Annotated in this window: 11 protein-coding genes; 5 read left to right on the forward strand and 6 right to left on the reverse strand. The window is 33.7% G+C overall.

Annotation, left to right across the window (positions count from 1 at the left end):
• Positions 1-91 precede the first annotated feature (91 nt).
• Positions 92-1,501 (forward strand): aldehyde dehydrogenase family protein, encoded by a 1,410-nt coding sequence (locus tag ACN5J3_RS02380; RefSeq protein WP_418510639.1) that lies wholly within the window; start codon positions 92-94, stop codon positions 1,499-1,501.
• Here the strand turns inward: ACN5J3_RS02380 and ACN5J3_RS02385 are convergent, their stop codons facing one another.
• The 6 genes from ACN5J3_RS02385 to ACN5J3_RS02410 all read right to left on the reverse strand — a co-directional run bounded on the left by ACN5J3_RS02385 (position 1,502) and on the right by ACN5J3_RS02410 (position 12,011).
• Entirely contained in the window at positions 1,502-1,750 is a 249-nt protein-coding gene (locus ACN5J3_RS02385) for a hypothetical protein (RefSeq protein WP_418510640.1), read from the reverse strand. It lies immediately after the preceding gene.
• A 210-nt stretch (positions 1,751-1,960) separates the two neighbouring features.
• Positions 1,961-2,968 carry an isoaspartyl peptidase/L-asparaginase family protein gene (locus ACN5J3_RS02390; RefSeq protein WP_418510641.1) on the reverse strand — a complete coding sequence of 336 codons (1,008 nt, stop codon included), beginning with the start codon at positions 2,966-2,968 and terminating at the stop codon, positions 1,961-1,963.
• A gap of 49 nt (positions 2,969-3,017) precedes the next feature.
• Positions 3,018-5,336: a GH92 family glycosyl hydrolase gene (locus ACN5J3_RS02395; protein WP_418510642.1), complete on the reverse strand. Its 2,319-nt coding sequence runs from the start codon at positions 5,334-5,336 to the stop codon at positions 3,018-3,020.
• Entirely contained in the window at positions 5,329-7,653 is a 2,325-nt protein-coding gene (locus tag ACN5J3_RS02400) for a GH92 family glycosyl hydrolase (RefSeq protein WP_418510643.1), read from the reverse strand. Before ACN5J3_RS02400 ends, ACN5J3_RS02395 begins: the two co-directional genes overlap by 8 nt.
• Positions 7,646-8,956 (reverse strand): sugar MFS transporter, encoded by a 1,311-nt coding sequence (locus ACN5J3_RS02405; RefSeq protein WP_418510644.1) that lies wholly within the window; start codon positions 8,954-8,956, stop codon positions 7,646-7,648. Before ACN5J3_RS02405 ends, ACN5J3_RS02400 begins: the two co-directional genes overlap by 8 nt.
• Positions 8,957-9,065: 109 nt before the next feature.
• On the reverse strand, positions 9,066-12,011 hold the full coding sequence (locus ACN5J3_RS02410; protein ID WP_418510645.1) for a GH92 family glycosyl hydrolase: 2,946 nt from the start codon (positions 12,009-12,011) through the stop codon (positions 9,066-9,068).
• A gap of 41 nt (positions 12,012-12,052) precedes the next feature.
• Between ACN5J3_RS02410 and ACN5J3_RS02415 the strand changes: the two genes are divergently transcribed.
• From ACN5J3_RS02415 to ACN5J3_RS02430, 4 genes are read left to right on the forward strand one after another with little or no spacing between them, the layout of a single operon-like run.
• Positions 12,053-14,356 (forward strand): beta-N-acetylhexosaminidase, encoded by a 2,304-nt coding sequence (locus ACN5J3_RS02415; RefSeq protein ID WP_418510646.1) that lies wholly within the window; start codon positions 12,053-12,055, stop codon positions 14,354-14,356.
• Positions 14,357-14,363: 7 nt separating this feature from the next.
• Positions 14,364-15,065, forward strand: a complete 702-nt coding sequence (locus ACN5J3_RS02420; protein ID WP_418510647.1) for a copper homeostasis protein CutC — start codon at positions 14,364-14,366, stop codon at positions 15,063-15,065.
• Entirely contained in the window at positions 15,062-16,258 is a 1,197-nt protein-coding gene (locus ACN5J3_RS02425; RefSeq protein WP_418510648.1) for a PNGase F N-terminal domain-containing protein, read from the forward strand. Before ACN5J3_RS02420 ends, ACN5J3_RS02425 begins: the two co-directional genes overlap by 4 nt.
• Positions 16,251-18,722 carry a beta-mannosidase gene (locus ACN5J3_RS02430; RefSeq protein ID WP_418510649.1) on the forward strand — a complete coding sequence of 824 codons (2,472 nt, stop codon included), beginning with the start codon at positions 16,251-16,253 and terminating at the stop codon, positions 18,720-18,722. Before ACN5J3_RS02425 ends, ACN5J3_RS02430 begins: the two co-directional genes overlap by 8 nt.
• Positions 18,723-18,762: the final 40 nt, after the last annotated feature.

Raw genomic sequence — 18,762 nt, forward strand, 5'->3', positions numbered from 1 at the left:
TTTGGTAATTAATCAAAAGAGGATTAAGACAATCCCAATCAGATTTCTTAAATTTAGTTTTATTTTTTTACAAAAATCAGCATTCACGAATATGAGTTACATCGGTAATCCTTTTTATAATGTGTTTAATTCTCAAAAAAGCAACCAGTTTGCGGTAGCAAAAGCAAGCTATAAAGAGCGAATTAATAAACTTAACGCTCTAAAAAATGCCATTGAGAATACCCATAAAGATGCTATAAGAGAGGCTATTTATGCTGATTTTAAGAAACCATACACAGAAACCGATTTAACTGAAATATATCCAGTAATTGGCGATATTAAGTTTGCCAAGCAGCAATTGAAATCATGGATGAAACGACAAAAAGTAGAAACACCTTTGGCGTTACTTGGTTCGTCTTCTTGGTACATATATGAGCCAAAAGGTGTTTGTTTAATTATTTCTCCTTGGAATTTTCCTTTAAATTTAACCTTTGGACCTTTGGTGTCAGCTATTGCAGCAGGAAATACAGTCATTATTAAACCGTCTGAAATGACGCCTCATATTTCCAAAGTAATGAAGGCAATTATTTCTGAATTATTTTCAGAAAATGAAGTTGCTTTAATTGAAGGCGGTGTTAAAACATCTCAAGCATTGCTAGAACTACCTTTTAATCATATATTTTTTACAGGATCTCCGCAAGTTGGTAAAGTTGTTATGAAAGCTGCTTCTAATCATTTAGCATCAGTTACATTAGAGTTAGGAGGTAAATCTCCTGCAATTATAGATGATACTATTGACTTAAAAACAGCAGTAAAAAGGCTTGTTTGGGGAAAGTTTGTAAACAATGGACAAACGTGCATTGCGCCTGATTATGTATTTATAAAAGCATCTATAAAAGATGTTTTTATAGCAGAAATTAGAAATCAATTACAAAAGTTTTATTCAACCAATGCAGAAACGTCTGATTCTTATTCAAGGATTGTAAATAAAAAACATTTTAATCGCTTGGTAAGTTACTTACAGGACGCCAAAAGGCTTAGTGCTACTATTGAAATAGGAGGGCAAACTAAACAAGACGACTGCTACATTGCTCCAACAGTTGTGTCTAACCTACCTGAAGATTCTTTGTTATTGCAAGAAGAGATTTTTGGGCCAATTCTACCAATAAAAATCTATGACAATATAGATGAGGTTATTACTTATATTAACACAAAAGAAAAACCACTAGCACTATATATTTACAGTAAACATAAAAGAACTATTGATAAAGTTATTAGTAATACGAGAGCTGGAACCTCATGTATTAATAATAATGTTGTGCAATACTCAAATCATAATTTGCCATTTGGCGGTAGTAATAATAGTGGTATAGGTAAGAGTCATGGTTATTTTGGTTTTCAAGAATTTTCTAATATGCGTTCTGTTATGAAACAACATAATAAAGGTTCTGTTGAGTTTCTATTCCCACCTTATACGACATTAAAACAAAAAATTGTGGATATAACCTTAAAGTGGTTTTAATTAGCAGATTTTTTCTCTTCTTGATTTTTTACCTCTGAATAAGAAAGCAGATTTATCAAAGTTATTTTGAATCAATAACTTTTTCTTTGTTGTATTACTTAATACTATGTCTTTGTTTAAAGATTTAATTTCTTTAATTACAGTTGTTGTATCAACATTAATAACAGCAGTAGTCTCGTTTGCTTTTTCTTGAGAAAACGCACTAAAAGAAACTGTTAAGAAAGCTATTATTGTAACTAAATTTTTCATGACGGACATAGTGTTTTTTAAATCCGAAACAAAGAAACAAAGCAAAGCTAGTTATGGTATAAAAAAATAGATGTAATGCAGGATTATTTGATGATTTGGGAGTTAAAACATAAAACATCGATAAAGTGCATTTTAGTTTTTTAAGTTATTAATAATCAGTAATATATTTATTTTTTTTAGATGACTGTATCACTTTTATAGATAAAATGCTTATTCTGTTTTAATAAAATGATTAGATGTTTGATTGGTATTCTCTCCATTTTGAAATTTCGTCATACTAAAACCGTTATGAATAGAATAACTTCCTGTTTCTCCTTGTTTGTTTACAGCAATGTACCCAACCTGAAAATCCTTGTAATTACTATTCGGTTTACTAACAATACGATTTATAGCTTCTTCACAAGCTTCTTGCGGCGATTTGCCTTGGCGCATCAGTTCAACCACCAGAAAGCTACCAACTGTTTTTACAACTTCTTCACCCAATCCAGTAGCTACACAAGCACCAATTTCGTTGTCTACAAATAAACCAGAACCAATTATTGGGCTATCACCAACACGACCAGCCATTTTATAAGCAAGACCACTTGTTGTACAGGCACCAGAAATATCGCCATTTTCATCAATAGCAAGCATACCAATAGTATCGTGATTTTCAATATTAATAATAGGTTTGTACTCGCTTTTTACTTTCCATTCCTCCCAAGCTTTTTTTGATGATTCCGTTAGCAAGTTGTCTTTTGGCATTCCTAATTCATAGGCATATTGTTCAGCGCCTTTTCCAGCAAGCATAACATGAGGTGTCTCTTCCATAACTTTACGAGCTACTGAAACAGCATGTACAATATTTTCAAGATATACTACTGAACCACAATTACCATGCTTGTCCATAATGCAAGCATCTAACGTTACGTGACCATCACGATCTGGTAAACCACCTTTTCCTACAGAAGTATTATTGACATCAGCTTCTTCAATCATACAACCTTTTTCAACGGCATCTAATGCAGAACCTCCATTTTTTAGAGTTTCCCAAGCTTTTGAAGTAGCATTAGGTACATTCCAAGTAGCAATAACTAATGGAAGTGATGCTTTTGGGGTTGCAACAACTGAAGTTTTTTCGGTTTTTGAATTCTCTTGAGCACATGCAATTATTGATGAACCAACAGTTAATCCAACTCCAGTAAGTGAAGCGTTTTTTATAAAGTGTCTGCGTTTCATTTTTTTAATGGTTATTATACGATTTTAGACTAATGAAAAATCTTTGATACTACTTTAAACTTAAAGAATAAGGCACAGCATCTTCTTGGCTTCCCCAATTTTTATTAGGTGTATTATTCATATCAAAACTAAAAATACCACCATTTTGAATATCTTCAAAAGATAAATAGTTTTTAGTGTAAGAGTTTTTATTGAGTGATGCAGATTTGATATAGAAATTTTTACTTGAATTGTTGTTGGCTTCAATATAAAATGTATTACCATTTTCAAGATGAAGCGTAGCTTTTTTAAACAACGGACTTCCAATTATGTATTGATCTGTAGCTGGAGCAACAGGATAAAAACCTAAAGCACTAAAAACATACCAAGCAGATGTTTGTCCGTTATCTTCATCACCGCAATAACCATCAGGTGTAGCGCTGTAAAGTTTATCTAATACAAGTCTGATTTTTTCTTGAGTTTTATAAGGTTTTTTTGCATAATTGTATAAATAAATCATATGCTGAATAGGTTGATTTCCGTGAGCATAATTACCCATATTTACAATTTGCATTTCTCTAATTTCATGAATAGTTCCGCCGTAATAAGAATCATCAAAATCTGGTGGCATAGTAAAAACACCATCTAACTGTTTAACAAAATTATCTTTACCTCCCATTAAATTAATAAGTCCTTGTACATCATGAAATACAGACCAAGTATAATGCAAGCTATTACCTTCTGTAAATGCATCGCCCCATTTTAAAGGATTGAAAGGAGACTGAAAAGAGCCGTCTTCATTTTTACCTCGCATTAAATTTGTTGACGGATCAAATACGTGTTTATAGTTTAGTGCTTGTTTGTAAAAACGATTAGCGATACTATCTTTTTTTAATTTTTTAGCCATTTGAGCGATTGTAAAATCAGCGTAGGCATATTCTAAAGTTCTAGCGACATTTTCATTTACTCCTATGTTGTAAGGTACGTAACCTAAATTGTTGTAATAATTTAAGCCCTCGCGACCAACAGAACTAGCAGGTCTGCCTGTTTCTATATTGGCGTTTTTTAAAATAGCCTCTAGCAAAGTGTCAACGTCTTTTTTATCAACATTGCCTTTTAAAAAAGCATCAGCTATAATAGGAGCAGAGTTAGAGCCAATCATACAATTACGATGACCAGGACTTGCCCATTCTGGTAACCAACCAGATTCTTTATACGTATTTGCTAATCCTTCCATGATGTGTTTGTTTAGCTCTGGATACATCATGTTAAAAAAAGGATAAACAGCTCTAAATGTATCCCAAAAACCATTGTCTGTAAACATATAGCCTAGCAATACTTTACCATTATATGGGCTATAATGAACTACGTTATTGTTCTCATCAAATTCATAAAACTTTCTAGGGAATAATAGCACACGGTATAGGCAAGAATAAAAAGTCCTGATATTATCTATATTATCATCTTCAATTTCAATTTTATTAAGTTCAGTTTCCCAAGCTTTTTTTGCTTTTTCTTTTGTGTCTTCAAAAGTATCATTACCAATTTCTCTATCTAAATTCAGTTGAGCTTGTTCAGGACTAATAAATGATGAAGCTACTTTTACATGTACAACGTCTCCCTTTGCTGTTTTAAAACCAATAATGGCACCAACGTGATTACCTTCGCTATCTGTTGTGTTTTTTTGTAGCGACCAGTTGTCGTTCCATGTATGGGTTATCTCAAAATCCTTGTCAAATTCAGCTACAAAATAGTTGTGAAAATTATTAGGAACACCGCCTGAATTATTTCTACAATAGCCAATTATTTTTCGTTTTTCAGGTATGATTTTAACCATTGAGCCTTTAAAAAAAGCATCAAGTATGATATAAGATGAATCGGCTTCTGGAAATGTAAATTTAAATTGAGCAGCACGTTCGGTTGGTGTTACTTCGGCAACAACATCATAATCTGCTAAGTATACTTTATAGTGATAAGGTGTTACTGTTTCTGCTTTGTGAGAAAACCAAGATTGACGTTCTTCTTCTTTGAATTTTAACTCACCTGTAGTAGCCATAAAAGAGAAGGCAGCATAATCGTTTATCCAAGGACTTGGTTGATGTGTTTGTTTTATACCACGTATTTTATTTTCATTATACTTATAAGTCCATCCATCTCCCATTTTTGATGTCATTGGTGTCCAGAAATTCATGCCCCAAGGAGTTGCTATTGCAGGATATGTATTTCCGTTGGATAGGCTGTATTTAGAGTCTGTGCCCATTAATGGGTTTACATGGTCTACTAAATAAGTTTTATCTTTTTCTAATGCTTTCTCTTTTACTATTTCTGTTTTGTTCTTGCAAGCTGAAAACAAAACAAATAGTAAGAAGATTAAAGTGTACTTATTCATAATTATTACTCATTTCAAAAATCAATTCGCCACCATTCATAATGTCTTGATGTGAAATTTGATTGTTAGTTAGTTCTTTTCCATTAATCAAAACGCGTTTTACATAAATGTTGTCTTTGCTTTGATTTTTTGCTGTAATAGTTAGTGTTTTTCCGTTGTCTAAATGAATTTTAGCTTCTTTAATAAGCGGGCTTCCTAATGCGTAGTTTGGCGATCCAGGAGTAACCGGATAAAAACCAAGGCTACTAAAAATATACCAAGCACTCATTTGTCCAGCATCATCATTGCCACATAACCCTTCTACACTTGGGCCGTACATAGTATCCATTATCATACGAACTCTAGCTTGTGTTTTTTCTGGATGCCCAGACCAATTATAAAGATAAGGCACATGATGCGAGGGTTCGTTACCATGTACATAATTACCTATTAAACCGTCTCGAGTTATGTCTTCATTTTTTTCAATGTATTTATCATTGAGCTCCATTGTGAATAAAGAATCTAAATGTTGTGTAAAACGCTCTTTTCCACCCATAAGAGCAATCATGTTATCAACGTTTTGAGGAATATATAAGCCATAGTTCCAGGCATTTCCTTCTATAAATCCTTGTCCGTGAGTGTCAAGAGGGTCAAATTCTTTTTTAAAGTCACCGTTAGATAATTTAGGGCGCATAAAACCACTGTTTTTGTCAAATACATTGTTGTAATACTCTGAACGGTTTTGATATTCGGTTTCTGTTTCAGAATCTGAAAGTTGTTTTGCCATTTGTGCTATGCACCAGTCGTTGTATGCATACTCTAATGTTTTTGATACCGAAGCGCCACTTTTATCTTCGGGTACAAAATGATACTTTTTATAATCTCCAATACCATCATAATAATCTACATTGGCAGTGTTTATAGATGCTTTTAGAGCGTGTTCTTTATTAAAATCTCCAACATTTTTTGCCATAGCATCTGCAATAACTGATGTTGCATGGTAACCAATCATGCACCAGTTTTCGTTTGCGTAATGACTCCAAATAGGAAGCATGTTATGAACACTCTGATCATGATGCGCCAACATGCTTTTTATCATATCGTTATTACGTTTAGGTTGCGTTATATTAAATAAAGGGTGTAATGCTCTGTAAGTATCCCATAGAGAGAAAATGGTATAGTTTGTGAAATTTTTTGATGTGTGTATGTTTTGATCCAATCCACGATATTGACCATCAACATCTTCATAAACAATAGGGGATAAATTTGTGTGGTATAAAGCTGTGTAAAAAGTAGTTTTTTCAGCTTCAGTAAGGGTTTTTATTTCAATTTTAGAAAGTTCATTATTCCATTTTTCGCTGGTTTCTTCATAGGTTTTGTTAAAATCCCAATGTGGAATTTCAGCAGTTAAATTTTTCATGGCTCCAGCCGAGCTTACACTAGATAACGCAACCTTCAGTTTTATTTGCTCATCTTCTTGCGTGTCAAAATTAAAGTAGGCACGAATATTTTTCCCAGCCATTTCAGGAAAGTTTTCAGATTGATGAAACTTTCTGTAGAAACCATCATAGATAACGTTGTCATATTTTTTATGGCCGTAGCTTTTAAATGGTTTTGAAAAAGCAATTGCAAAAAACACTTTTTTATCACGAGCCCAACCTTTGGTTTGACGATATCCTGTTAATGTAGAGTCGTTTTCAACACGAATAAAGGTCCATACATTTTTATTGTCATGTTGATATACATTGTACACCATATCTAAAACAATATGTGCATTGTCAGACTTTGGAAATGTATATTGATGAAAACCAACACGCTCACTAGCTGTAAGTTCAGCTTTAATTCCGTAGCTGTCTAAATCAACTTTGTAATAGCCAGGAGAAGCTTCTTCGTGATTATGTAAAAATGTAGAATAAAATCCTTTGTCTCCTTGAGAAGTTTTTAATGGGTCTAAAACTAGCTTTCCTGTAGTTGGCATAATTAGTAAGTCACCTAAATCAGCATGTCCGGTGCCACTAAAATTAGTGTGAGAAAACCCGATAATTGTAGAGTCTTTATGTTGATATCCAGCGCAGTATTCGTAAGTTTTAGGGTTGTACTTTCCTTCCTTAAACATTACTTGAAAATTTGTTTGAGGACTTAATTGCACCATGCCAAATGGAGCCGTCGCACCAGGAAAAACATGCCCCATTTTACTAGTTCCTATAAAAGGGTTAACATATTGGGTATAATACTTTTTTTGAGACTGAGAGTTTGTTTTCTCTATAGGTTTTGGTTTAGAGTTCTCCTTACAACCAAAACTTATAATAAGTATAAGTACTAAAAATAGATTACGCATGTTGAGTTTTTTTAGAGTTTTTATATCCATAATATAAAATATAGGCATAAGCACAAATGACCAATAATAGAGCCGTTTTAAAGCCAATGTTGTCTGTCAGAAATCCGTAAGTTGGTGGAATAATGGCACCACCAACAATGGCAGTACATAAAAGACCTGAACCTTTAGGTTTTAATGATCCAATTCCGTCAATAGCTAATGTGAAAATGGTAGGGAACATAATAGAGTTAAATAGTCCTACAGCTAAAATGCTCCACATAGAAATCAATCCTGTTGTACTTATTGAAATTACAATTAATGTAATGGCACATGTGGCAAAAATACCAAGGACTTTGCCAGGGTTGATGATTTTAGTTAAATATGATCCGATAAAACGTCCTATCATAGCTCCAGACCAATAAAAGGTCACAAATACACCAACAACTGCTTTGTCATCTTTGTCAGTGAGCCCTGAATTTAAAATGCTTTCAGCAATAGATTTCATGATGTTGTTTTCTTTAATAACCAACACAAGATTCATGTCTAGAAAATAATTTACCAAATAACTACCAATTGCAACTTCAGCACCTACATAGCAGAAAATACCAAACACACCAAGCATGAGGTTTTTTTGTTTTAAAGCATCTTTATAAGTGCCGGTTTCAGTTTCACTAATAAGTTTAGGAAGTTTTGCAAAAACAAAATAAATAGCAATTAAAGCAATAAAAATAGCAAGCCAGATAAAGGGTTTTTGTACAGCAGATGCTTCAGCAATTAAATATTGCTCTTTTGCAGAGTCAACTAAAGCATTTATTTCGTCTTTAGTTTTTATTTTATCGCTTAAAATAAACAAAGCTCCAATGGCTGGAGCTATAGCAGTACCTAATGAGTTAAAAGCTTGTGATAAATTTAATCTGCTAGAAGCGCCATCTTCACTACCAAGTACGGCAACAAAAGGGTTTGCTGCTACTTGAAGCACAGTTATGCCGCCAGCTAAAATAAAGTAGGCAAGCATAAAAATACCAAACTCACGGTAAGCCGCTGCTGGATAAAATAGTAAACAACCTAATGCCATTGTAAATAACCCTAATATGATTCCGCGTTTGTATCCTATTTTAGAAAGAATGTAACTAGCAGGAATAGATAGTAGAAAATAAGCTCCAAAAAAGGCAAATTGTACAAGTCCTGCTTGAAAATAAGAGATCGTAAACAATTCTCTAATTCTAGGAATAAGGGAGTCTACTAATACCGTAATAAAACCCCAAAGGAAAAATAATACAGTAAGTAATATAAACGAGGAACGATAGGATTTTTGTTGGTTCATAATGTGTTTTTAGTTAGCTTTTAGTAAAAAATAGTAGACTAAATTAGGTAAATAACCATTACTTTTTTGTTAAAAAAGTTGATTGTATAGGTTGTGTATAGGTGTTTTATTATTTAATAATGATTTCATCAGCAAATAGCCAGCTTCTTCCGTCATGTTCGTGACCTAAATGCCATTCTGGGAGTTCGCCTAGTGTTTTGGCTTTTATTTTTATGTAGCGCGCTTCACCTAGTTTTGATACAGACATGTTCTCTATTTTAACTTCGTCTGTTTGTTGTGGTTTTTCAAAATTCCAGTCTGTTTTTTTTGTGAATAAAACACCATCTTTAGATGTTGATATTTCAGCTTTAACAGGCAGGAATATCCAACTTTTTTGATCTCTTAAAAAGTTTACAGAAATATTATAGATTGGTTTTATTTTTCCTAAATCTATGGTTACTATTAAATCAGTATTATGATATCCTTGCCAAGTACCAGTTCTAAAATCTTGAGTTCCAAGAATACCATCAATTAAGGCATCATTACCACCACCATTGTATTGGTTGGCGTATTCGGTTTCAAGTGTAATAGAAAGGTTAGGGTCTATTTTATAAAACTTGGTTTCAACCGTTGCGCTTTTGATTTTGTTTTTTTCTGAATACACTTTCAAGTTTGTAGCTTCTGAAATTGTAAAAGGCGCATCGTATAATTTGAAATCTTCATCATTCAAACTATAAAAAATGGAAGTGCTTTTATCAACATTTTCTAGAACAACTTCGGTTTCACCTTTAAAAGCGACATCACCTTTTGCAATAAAAGGCACAGGAACAACGAGATGTTCGTCAATGCTTGTAGTAGGTTCTTGTCCTTCTTGACTTCCCCAAACAGCTGGGTTATCAGTCATTTTAAATTCTAATGTGCCACCTTCTGCAATTTCTTTGTGATAAATAAATGTTCTGTCAAGCGATTTTCCGTTGAGGTAAACATGCTTAATGTAAATGTTTTTGTCACTTAAATTGGTAGCAATAACATTAAATTGCTTGCCATTTTCCATATTGATTGTGGCTTTGTCAAATAAAGGTGTGCCAATAATGTATTGATTACTTGCTGGAGTCACAGGATAGAATCCCATTGATGAAAACACATACCAAGCACTCATTTGTCCACAATCTTCATTACCCGAAATACCATCAGGTGTGTTAGTGTATAATTCGGTTAAAATTTGGTGAACACGTTCTTGAGTTTTATGTGGCTTATTTACAAAATTATAAAGGTAAGCCATGTGGTGACTTGGCTCATTACCGTGTGCATATTGACCAATGAGACCTGTGATATCTACTTGATGACGTCCAGAAGTTTTGTCATTGGCAGTAAATAACGTGTCTAATTGGGTTTCGAGTTTATCTTTTCCGCCTAATAAGTTCATAAACCCAGAAATATCTTGCGGCACATAAAAACTGTATTGCCAAGAGTTAGCTTCGGTATAATTGAAGTTCACTTCATAAGGATCAAAAGGTGCAAACCATGTATTTCTAAAACGACCACGCATAAATTTGGTTTCTGGGTCGTAACTGTTTTTATAATATTGCGCGCGTTCCGTATAAGTTTTGTAGTCTTCGGTTTTGTTCATGGCTTTTGCCATTTGAGCAATGGTCCAGTCGTCATAGGCATATTCCAAAGTTTTTGAAACCGATTCGCTTTCTTCTTCCACAGGAATAAATCCAAATTCTTTATAGCTTTTCAATCCTAACTTGTCTCGTGTCGCACTGTGCTTCATGGCTTCAAAAGCTTTTTCGGTGTTGTACCCACGAATTCCTTTTAAGTAAGCATCAGCAATTACAGGAACTGCGTGATAACCAATCATACAACCCGTGTAATTAGCGCTTAAATCCCAAATTGGCATGATGCCGCCTTCGTCATATTTTGCTAAAAATGTATTGATGAAATCGTTCGTTCGGTCTTCTTCAATAATGGAATAAAGTGGATGTGCTGCACGATAGGTATCCCAAAGTGAGAACACTGTGTAATACTCAAAATCTTTAGTTTTATGAATTTCCAAATCCATACCACGATATCTTCCATCAACATCTTGATATAAGTTTGGAGCAATCATGGTGTGATATAATGCCGTGTAAAAGTTGGTTTTGTAGTCATTATTTGTGCTTTCAATCACAATTTTTTCTAGTTGCTGCTCCCAAGTGTTTTGAGCTTCGGTTTTAATATCGTCAAAGGTTTTGTCTCCTATTTCAGTTTCCCAATTACGTTTTGCACCAGCTTCATCAACTGCTGAAATACCTATTTTAATATAAATAGGATCATTGTTCGGGTTTTTGAATTTTATTGCTGCCTTTTTGCTTTGGTATTTGTAATTTTTAGAAACTTCGGTATCATTTTCAACATAAGAAATACTTTCAATAGGTTTTGAAAAATGCATGTCAAAAAACAAACGTTGGTCTGTTGCCCAAGCTTTGGAATGTCTATAACCTTTAATCGATTGACTATCTACCATCTGAATTTTATGGTCCAAAAGTTGGTCGCGATGGTCTAAATCTAAAATCACATATTGATTTTCAGAAGAAGGAAATTGGTATTTATGTATGCCACTTCGTTTAGAAACGGTCAGTTCTACATCAATTTCTGTAGAATCTAAATGTACTTTATAATAACCTGGTTCAGCAATTTCGTTGTCATGAGAAAAATGTGCTCTGTAACCTGATTTTCCGTTAGCTCCATTGTTAAAAGCAACCTTGTCTGTTGGCATCAATAAAATGTCACCATAGTCAGAAACTCCTGTTCCGCTTAAATGTGTATGCGAAAAGCCATAGATATATTCATCTGAATAATGATAACCAGAGCAACCATCCCAACCATCAAGTCGCGTATCTGGCGACAGTTGCATCATACCAAAAGGCATAGTTGCTCCAGGATAGGTATGACCATGACCACCAGTACCAATAAACGGATTAACATATGAAATTAAAGATTTGTTTTTTTGAGCAGGCGTAGAAGGCGAAGGTTTCTTGCAGCCAGTAATTGATAAAATCGTAATAAATAGAGGTAAAAAATGAAGTTTCATTAAAAATAGATTGCTAAATTTAAAGCATCTAATATACTAAAATGCTAACCAAGAATTTTTTTGTTTCTATTGTTTTTCTGATTTTGATTTTTAATTGCGATCAAAAACCTACAGAAGTTGTTGCTTCTCAAATAATTCCCGTTCCTAATCAAAAGGTTGTAAGTGAATCATATTTTATTTTAAGCAGCAATACAGGGATGCAATATGATGTTGCATTTAAGACATCTGCTGATTTTTTAAAAACATTTATAGAAGAAGGTAGTTCTATAAAAATTAAAGACAACAATGATATCACATTTATTAAAGATGAAAATATCAAAAACCCTGAGGGATATCAGCTAGAGATAACTCCTAGTCAAATCACTATTAAAGCAAAAACAGATCAAGGTGCTTTTTATGCTGTGCAAACTTTAAGGCAATTATTACCTGTTGGTTTTGAAAATGGTTCTTTTGCAAGCAGAGAAATAGCAATACAGTGTTTGAAGATTGAAGATGCGCCGAGATTTCAGTATCGAGGTATGCATCTAGATGTTGCTAGACATATGTTTTCAGTAGAATTTATCAAAAAATATATTGATGCTTTGGCGATGCTAAAAATGAATACCTTTCATTGGCATTTAACAGACGATCAAGGTTGGCGCATAGAAATAAAAAAATATCCCAAATTACAGGAGATATCAGCTTTTAGAGATGAAACCTTGGTAGGACATTTTTCTGATCAACCCTCAACTTATGATGGCAAGCGCTATGGTGGATTTTACACACAAGAAGACATCAAAGATATTGTGGCTTATGCTAAAAACCGACATATAACAGTGATTCCGGAGATTGAAATGCCTGGTCATGCACAAGCAGCTATTGCAGCTTACCCCGAATTAGGTTGTCGTGAAGATTCTATAAAAGTAGCAAAAACTTGGGGTGTTTTTGATGATATTTTTTGCGCCGGAAAAGACGAAACATTCCTGTTTTTACAAGATGTTTTAGATGAGGTTATCACATTATTTCCAAGTAAATATATTCATATTGGTGGCGATGAAGCGCCAAAAACGCATTGGAAAACATGCGAGGCTTGTCAAAACCGAATTAAAAAAGAAGGATTAAAAGACGAGCACGAGCTGCAAAGCTATTTTATTCAGCGTATAGAAAAATATCTAAATAATAAAGGTAAACAAATCATTGGTTGGGACGAGATTTTAGAAGGCGGATTAGCGCCTAATGCCACAGTCATGTCATGGCGAGGAACCAATGGTGCGGTTGAAGCTGCCAAACAACATCATAACGTTATCATGACGCCAACTAGTCATTGTTACTTTGACTACTATCAATCAACAAAACCAGATGAACCACTAGCTATTGGAGGCTATTTGCCGCTAGAAAAAGTATATAGTTTTAATCCTATTCCAGAGGAATTAAATAAAGATGAGTCGCAATATGTTTTAGGTGTTCAAGGGAATTTATGGACCGAATATATTCCTAAAGAAAGCCAAGTTGAATACATGGTGTTTCCAAGGGCTCTTGCCATGAGTGAAATAGCGTGGAGTAAACTAGAAAATAAAAACTATGAAGATTTTGTATCAAGAGTAGAAGCTTTTAATAAGCGTTTGGAAGCGTTGGAAATTAATTATGCCAATCATTTATACGAGGTAGAAGGTGAATTGATTTCAGAACAAGGCATACCTTCTTATAAATTAGAAACATTAATTAAAGATAAAATTATTCGGTTTACAACAGATGGTTCTTTGCCAACACAAGAGTCACAGGTTTATAAGAAACCTATTCCTTTTACAGAAGATATGAGCATAACAGCTGCTGTTTTTAAAGAGAAAAAGCAACTGGGAACAACATTTACCGAAACCTTTAATTATCACAAAGCTGTGGGTAAAAATATCACCCTAAATCCTGATCCCAGTAAAGTGTATTCAGGCAGTGGAGCTCAAGGTTTAATAAACGGTATTTCAGGAAGCGATTCGCGTTATGGCGATAAAGAATGGTTAGGGTTTTGGAGCGATGATGTAGAGATAACTATTGATTTAGGCCAAGCGATGGGAATTAATTCAATTAAAACACGTTTTTACAACGAGCAAGGACAATGGATTTATGCGCCAAAAGAAGTTTACCTTAAATTTATTCTTCATGATGGAAGTATCGTAACTGATAAAAAAACACTACAAGCTCAAGATGAAACCCTTGTTAATTTAGACTATGAGTTTATAAAACCAAAAAAGTTGGATATTAAAGTGAAGTCAATTACTTTGAAAATTCCAAATTATGGCGTTATTCCAGAAGGAAGGCAAGGTTCAGGAAATAAAGCGTGGACTTTTATTGATGAAATAATAATTAATTAAAAAAAGAATGTTGTTAGAAATCTGTGCCAATTCCTATCAATCGGCTGTAAATGCTCAAATAGCAGGAGCACATCGTATTGAATTGTGTAGTGAATTGTCTTTAGGTGGTATCACACCAAGTTACGGACTCATCAAAGAAGTTGTTGAAGTTTTAAATATTCCTGTTTTTGTATTGATTAGACCACGAAGTGGTAATTTTTGTTATTCTGATGCAGAATTTGAAATCATGAAACAGGATATTCAAATGTGTAAAAACCTTGGGGTTAAAGGCATTGTGTCAGGTGTTTTAAACGAGAATTCTACTATAGATTTAAAACGCACTGAAGCACTAATAGCATTATCCAAACCGCTATCGTTTACATTTCATCGTGCCTTTGACTGTGTGCCGAATCCAGAAAAATCAATAAAAGAATTAATGAATTTAGGTGCTGATCGTCTTCTAACTTCAGGGCAACATCCTAAAGCTTTAGATGGTATAGAATTACTTAAATCCTTAAAAAAACAATCCGAAGGAAAAATAAAAATTCTTGTAGGAAGTGGAGTTAATGTTGAAAATGTCGCCGAATTTAAAAAAGCAGGATTTGAGGAAATTCATACTTCGGCTTCAAAAGTGATTGCTATAGAATCTTCAGTGTTCTTTGGTGAAAATCCTCAAACGGTATCAGATGTAGATACAATAAAAACTATTCAAAAAATTATCCATACATGAAAACAAGATTCTTAATAATCTTTGCTGTTGTAGTAAGTGCTTGTAAACCGCAAATTAAACCCATTGGAAATACCGATGTTGAGGTTTTTAATAATACCAACTTGTATTTTGATGTGGCTTTTAAAAACGATTCTATTAAAAAATCGGATAGTATTTTACGGTTAGATGCTGGTCGCGTATTACTTAAAAAAGTGACATTGCCAACATACAAGCTTCAACCTAAAGTTGTTGCGGATGTCACACTAACATCCAACGGTGATCCTTGGGACAAATCAGGTTCTTTGTTTGTTGTTCCTGCTTCTGCAGATTTAAGCCTTTTAGATTTAGAAAATAAAACACTTAAAAAAGAACAGTTTACAGATAGTTTTCCTGGTATTAAAACAGCAGTAATTGGTGATAAAACCTATCAACCTAATATTGAGCTCTTACGCTTTATGACACCTTTTGGTATTGGCTTTTTTAATGAAGATAAACGTGTAGAAGCTTTAAAGCCTGTTTACATCCCAAAGTGGGAAGAACAAGTAACATGGCAGCAAGATATTACCCAGTTATTGCCACTTCTTGAAAATGAAGTTTACATAGGTGTTTTTATTGATACGTGGACTAAAGAAGGGTATAACATTTCGGTTAATTTACATTTTGAAGAAAGCACCATTCCTAATCATACAAAAAAGAAACAAGGTGTTATCCCTGTAGTTAATACAGCAAAATATGCTGCAGATCAAAAATTTTATGATGCTTTTTCAAGAGGTAATTTAAAAATTGAAATTCCAACAGATAAAATCCTGAAAAATGCCACGTTGTATTACATAACTACTGGTCATGGCGGACATGCAGAAGGTGATGAGTTTACCAAAAAAGAAAATATCATTAAACTCAACGATTCGGTTATTAAACAATTTGTTCCTTGGCGTGACGATTGCGCTAGCTTCAGGCGTTTTAATCCAACTTCAGGTGTTTGGATGGAAAAAGCTACTTGGAAAGGTGAAGAAATAGAAGAACGTATTGCTTCATCAGACTACTCAAGATCAAATTGGTGTCCTGGAAGCGATGTGAAACCTGAGGTGATTTCTCTTGGAAACCTAGAAAAAGGAACGCATATTTTTGAGTTTGCAATTCCTGAAGCACAAGCCTTGGAAGATGATAAAATTAATTATTGGATGGTTTCAGCATATTTAGTTTACGATGAGTAATTTCTTAAAATGTTCTTTGGCTATTTTTGCCTTTATGGTTTTGCATGGTTGTCAAGATAAAAACCATGTGCCAGAAACCATTTCTTTAAACTCTAATTGGCAATTTAAAGCTGAAAATACTACCAATTGGTTGCCAGCTACTGTTCCTGGAAATGTGTTTTCAGATTTGTTGCAACACAATAAAATTCCAGACCCATTTATTGGTAATCATGAAGAGGATGTGCAATGGGTTTCACAAACCAATTGGGAATATAAAACCAATTTTAAAGTTACTCCTGAAACTTTAAAGCGAAAGCACATAGTGTTGAATTTTGAAGGTTTAGATACGTATGCATCTGTGTTTTTAAATGATAGTCTTATCTTAAGAACCAATAATGCATTTCGTGAGTTTTCGGTAGATGTTAAGCCGTTTTTAAAAGCTAAAAATAACTTGCGAATTCTATTTGAAAACACCTCAAAGCATGAAGCGGAAGCTAAATCAAAATTGCATTACACATTACCAGAAGGAAACAGAATTTTTACCAGAAAAGCACAATTTCAATACGGTTGGGATTGGGGACCAAAACTCAATGTAAGTGGGATTTGGCGAGATGTGAAATTACAGACTTGGGATGATTTTAAAATAAAAGGAATTTATATTAAACAATTACAACTGAATGACTCAATAGCTAAGCTTAATGCCAGTTTTGATTTAAGAACATCCATTGCAAATTTTGATTATGATTTATATCTAAATGATTTATTAGTCGATTCTGGCAGTATGAGCCATAAGGATATTGCTCAATTTGAATTTAATATCAAAAATCCAAAGCGTTGGTGGCCTCATAATTTAGGAAAGCCTTATTTGTATGATGTAAAAGTGGTTGTAAAAGACGGAGAAGCTATTTTAGATAGTGTTTCTAAAAAAGTAGGTTTACGAACGATTGATTTGGTTACTGAAAAAGATAGCTTGGGCGAATTGTTTTATTTTAAGGTTAATGATGTTCCGGTATATGCCAAGGGAGCCAATTACATTCCACAGCATAGTTTTCAAAGTCAAGTCACTAACAAGCATTATGAGCAGTTGTTGAATGATGTTGTTGATGCTAATATGAATATGCTTCGTGTTTGGGGTGGCGGCATTTATGAGAATGATGTGTTTTATGATTTATGTGATGAAAAAGGCATTTTGGTTTGGCAAGATTTCATGTTTGCATGTGCGATGTATCCAGGTGATGATGCATTTTTAGAAAATATACAGCAGGAGGCTATTGATAATGTTAAGCGTTTGCGAAACCATCCATCTATGGCGTTATGGTGTGGTAATAATGAAAGCTCTGAAGGTTGGCATCGTTGGGGCTGGCAAGCCGATAGAAGTGAAGCCGAAAAAAGTGAGATTTGGGAAAATTATTTAAAGGTTTTTGATTCTATTTTGCCAAGAGTAGTCAAGCAGTTTTCAAGCACCAATTATTGGGAAAGTTCGCCAAAGTTTGGTCGTGGTAACCCAAAATATGAGTTTGAAGGCGATGCCCACGATTGGTGGATTTGGCATGATGGTTATCCGTTTGAGCATTTAGAAACACATGTGCCACGATTTATGAGTGAGTTTGGCTTTCAAAGTTTTCCAAGTTATGAAGTGATTAATTATATCAATCAAAATGATACGCTAAACATTACTTCAAAAGCATTTAAAAATCATCAAAAGCACTCTAGAGGATTTCAAATCATCGATGCCTATATGCAACGGGATTTTCCTGTTCCTGATAATGCAGAAGACTATGTGTATGTGAGTCAGTTGTTGCAAGCTTATGGTATTACCAAAGGTATTGAGGCGCAACGCCGTGAAAAGCCTTATAATATGGGAACATTGTATTGGCAGCTAAACGATTGTTGGCCTGCTGTTTCGTGGTCTAGTATTGATTTTTTTGGAAACTGGAAAGCCTTGCATTACAAGGCAAAACGTAGTTTTGAAAATGTATTGATTTCTTCAAAATTAGAAGGAGATGATCTTAATTTGTTTGTTGTAAATGATAATTATAAATCGCTTTCAGGTGTTTTTTCTGTTAAGATTATGGACTTTTACGGTACTAAAATTTGGGAAAGCGCTTCGGTAATTGATGTGCCAGAAAACTCAAGTAACTTGATATATGAGATTCCTTTAAAAAACAAAAATATAGCATTTAATGACGTGGTAATTGTTACTGAATTTAAAGATTATAAATCATACTTTTATTTGGAGAAACCTAAAGATTTGAATTTAGTAAAAGAAACTATTCAGAAAAAAATACTTAAAGTAGATGAAGGTTTTGAAATTGTTTTGCAAAGTAAAGCGCTTCAAAAAGATGTGTTTTTATTTTGTAATGAAAAAGGACGCTTTTCCGACAACTATTTTGACTTGTTGCCAAATGAAGAAAAACGCATTGTGTTTAAAACACAATCAGCCTCATTAAGCAATCTTAAAATTAAAACTTTGAATCAACTTTAACAAGATGTTAAAAGACCTTGAGTTTTTAACAGTTATCTTT

This window comes from Corallibacter sp., from assembly GCF_048381695.1.
In the GTDB taxonomy this organism is placed as follows: domain Bacteria; phylum Bacteroidota; class Bacteroidia; order Flavobacteriales; family Flavobacteriaceae; genus Corallibacter; species Corallibacter vietnamensis.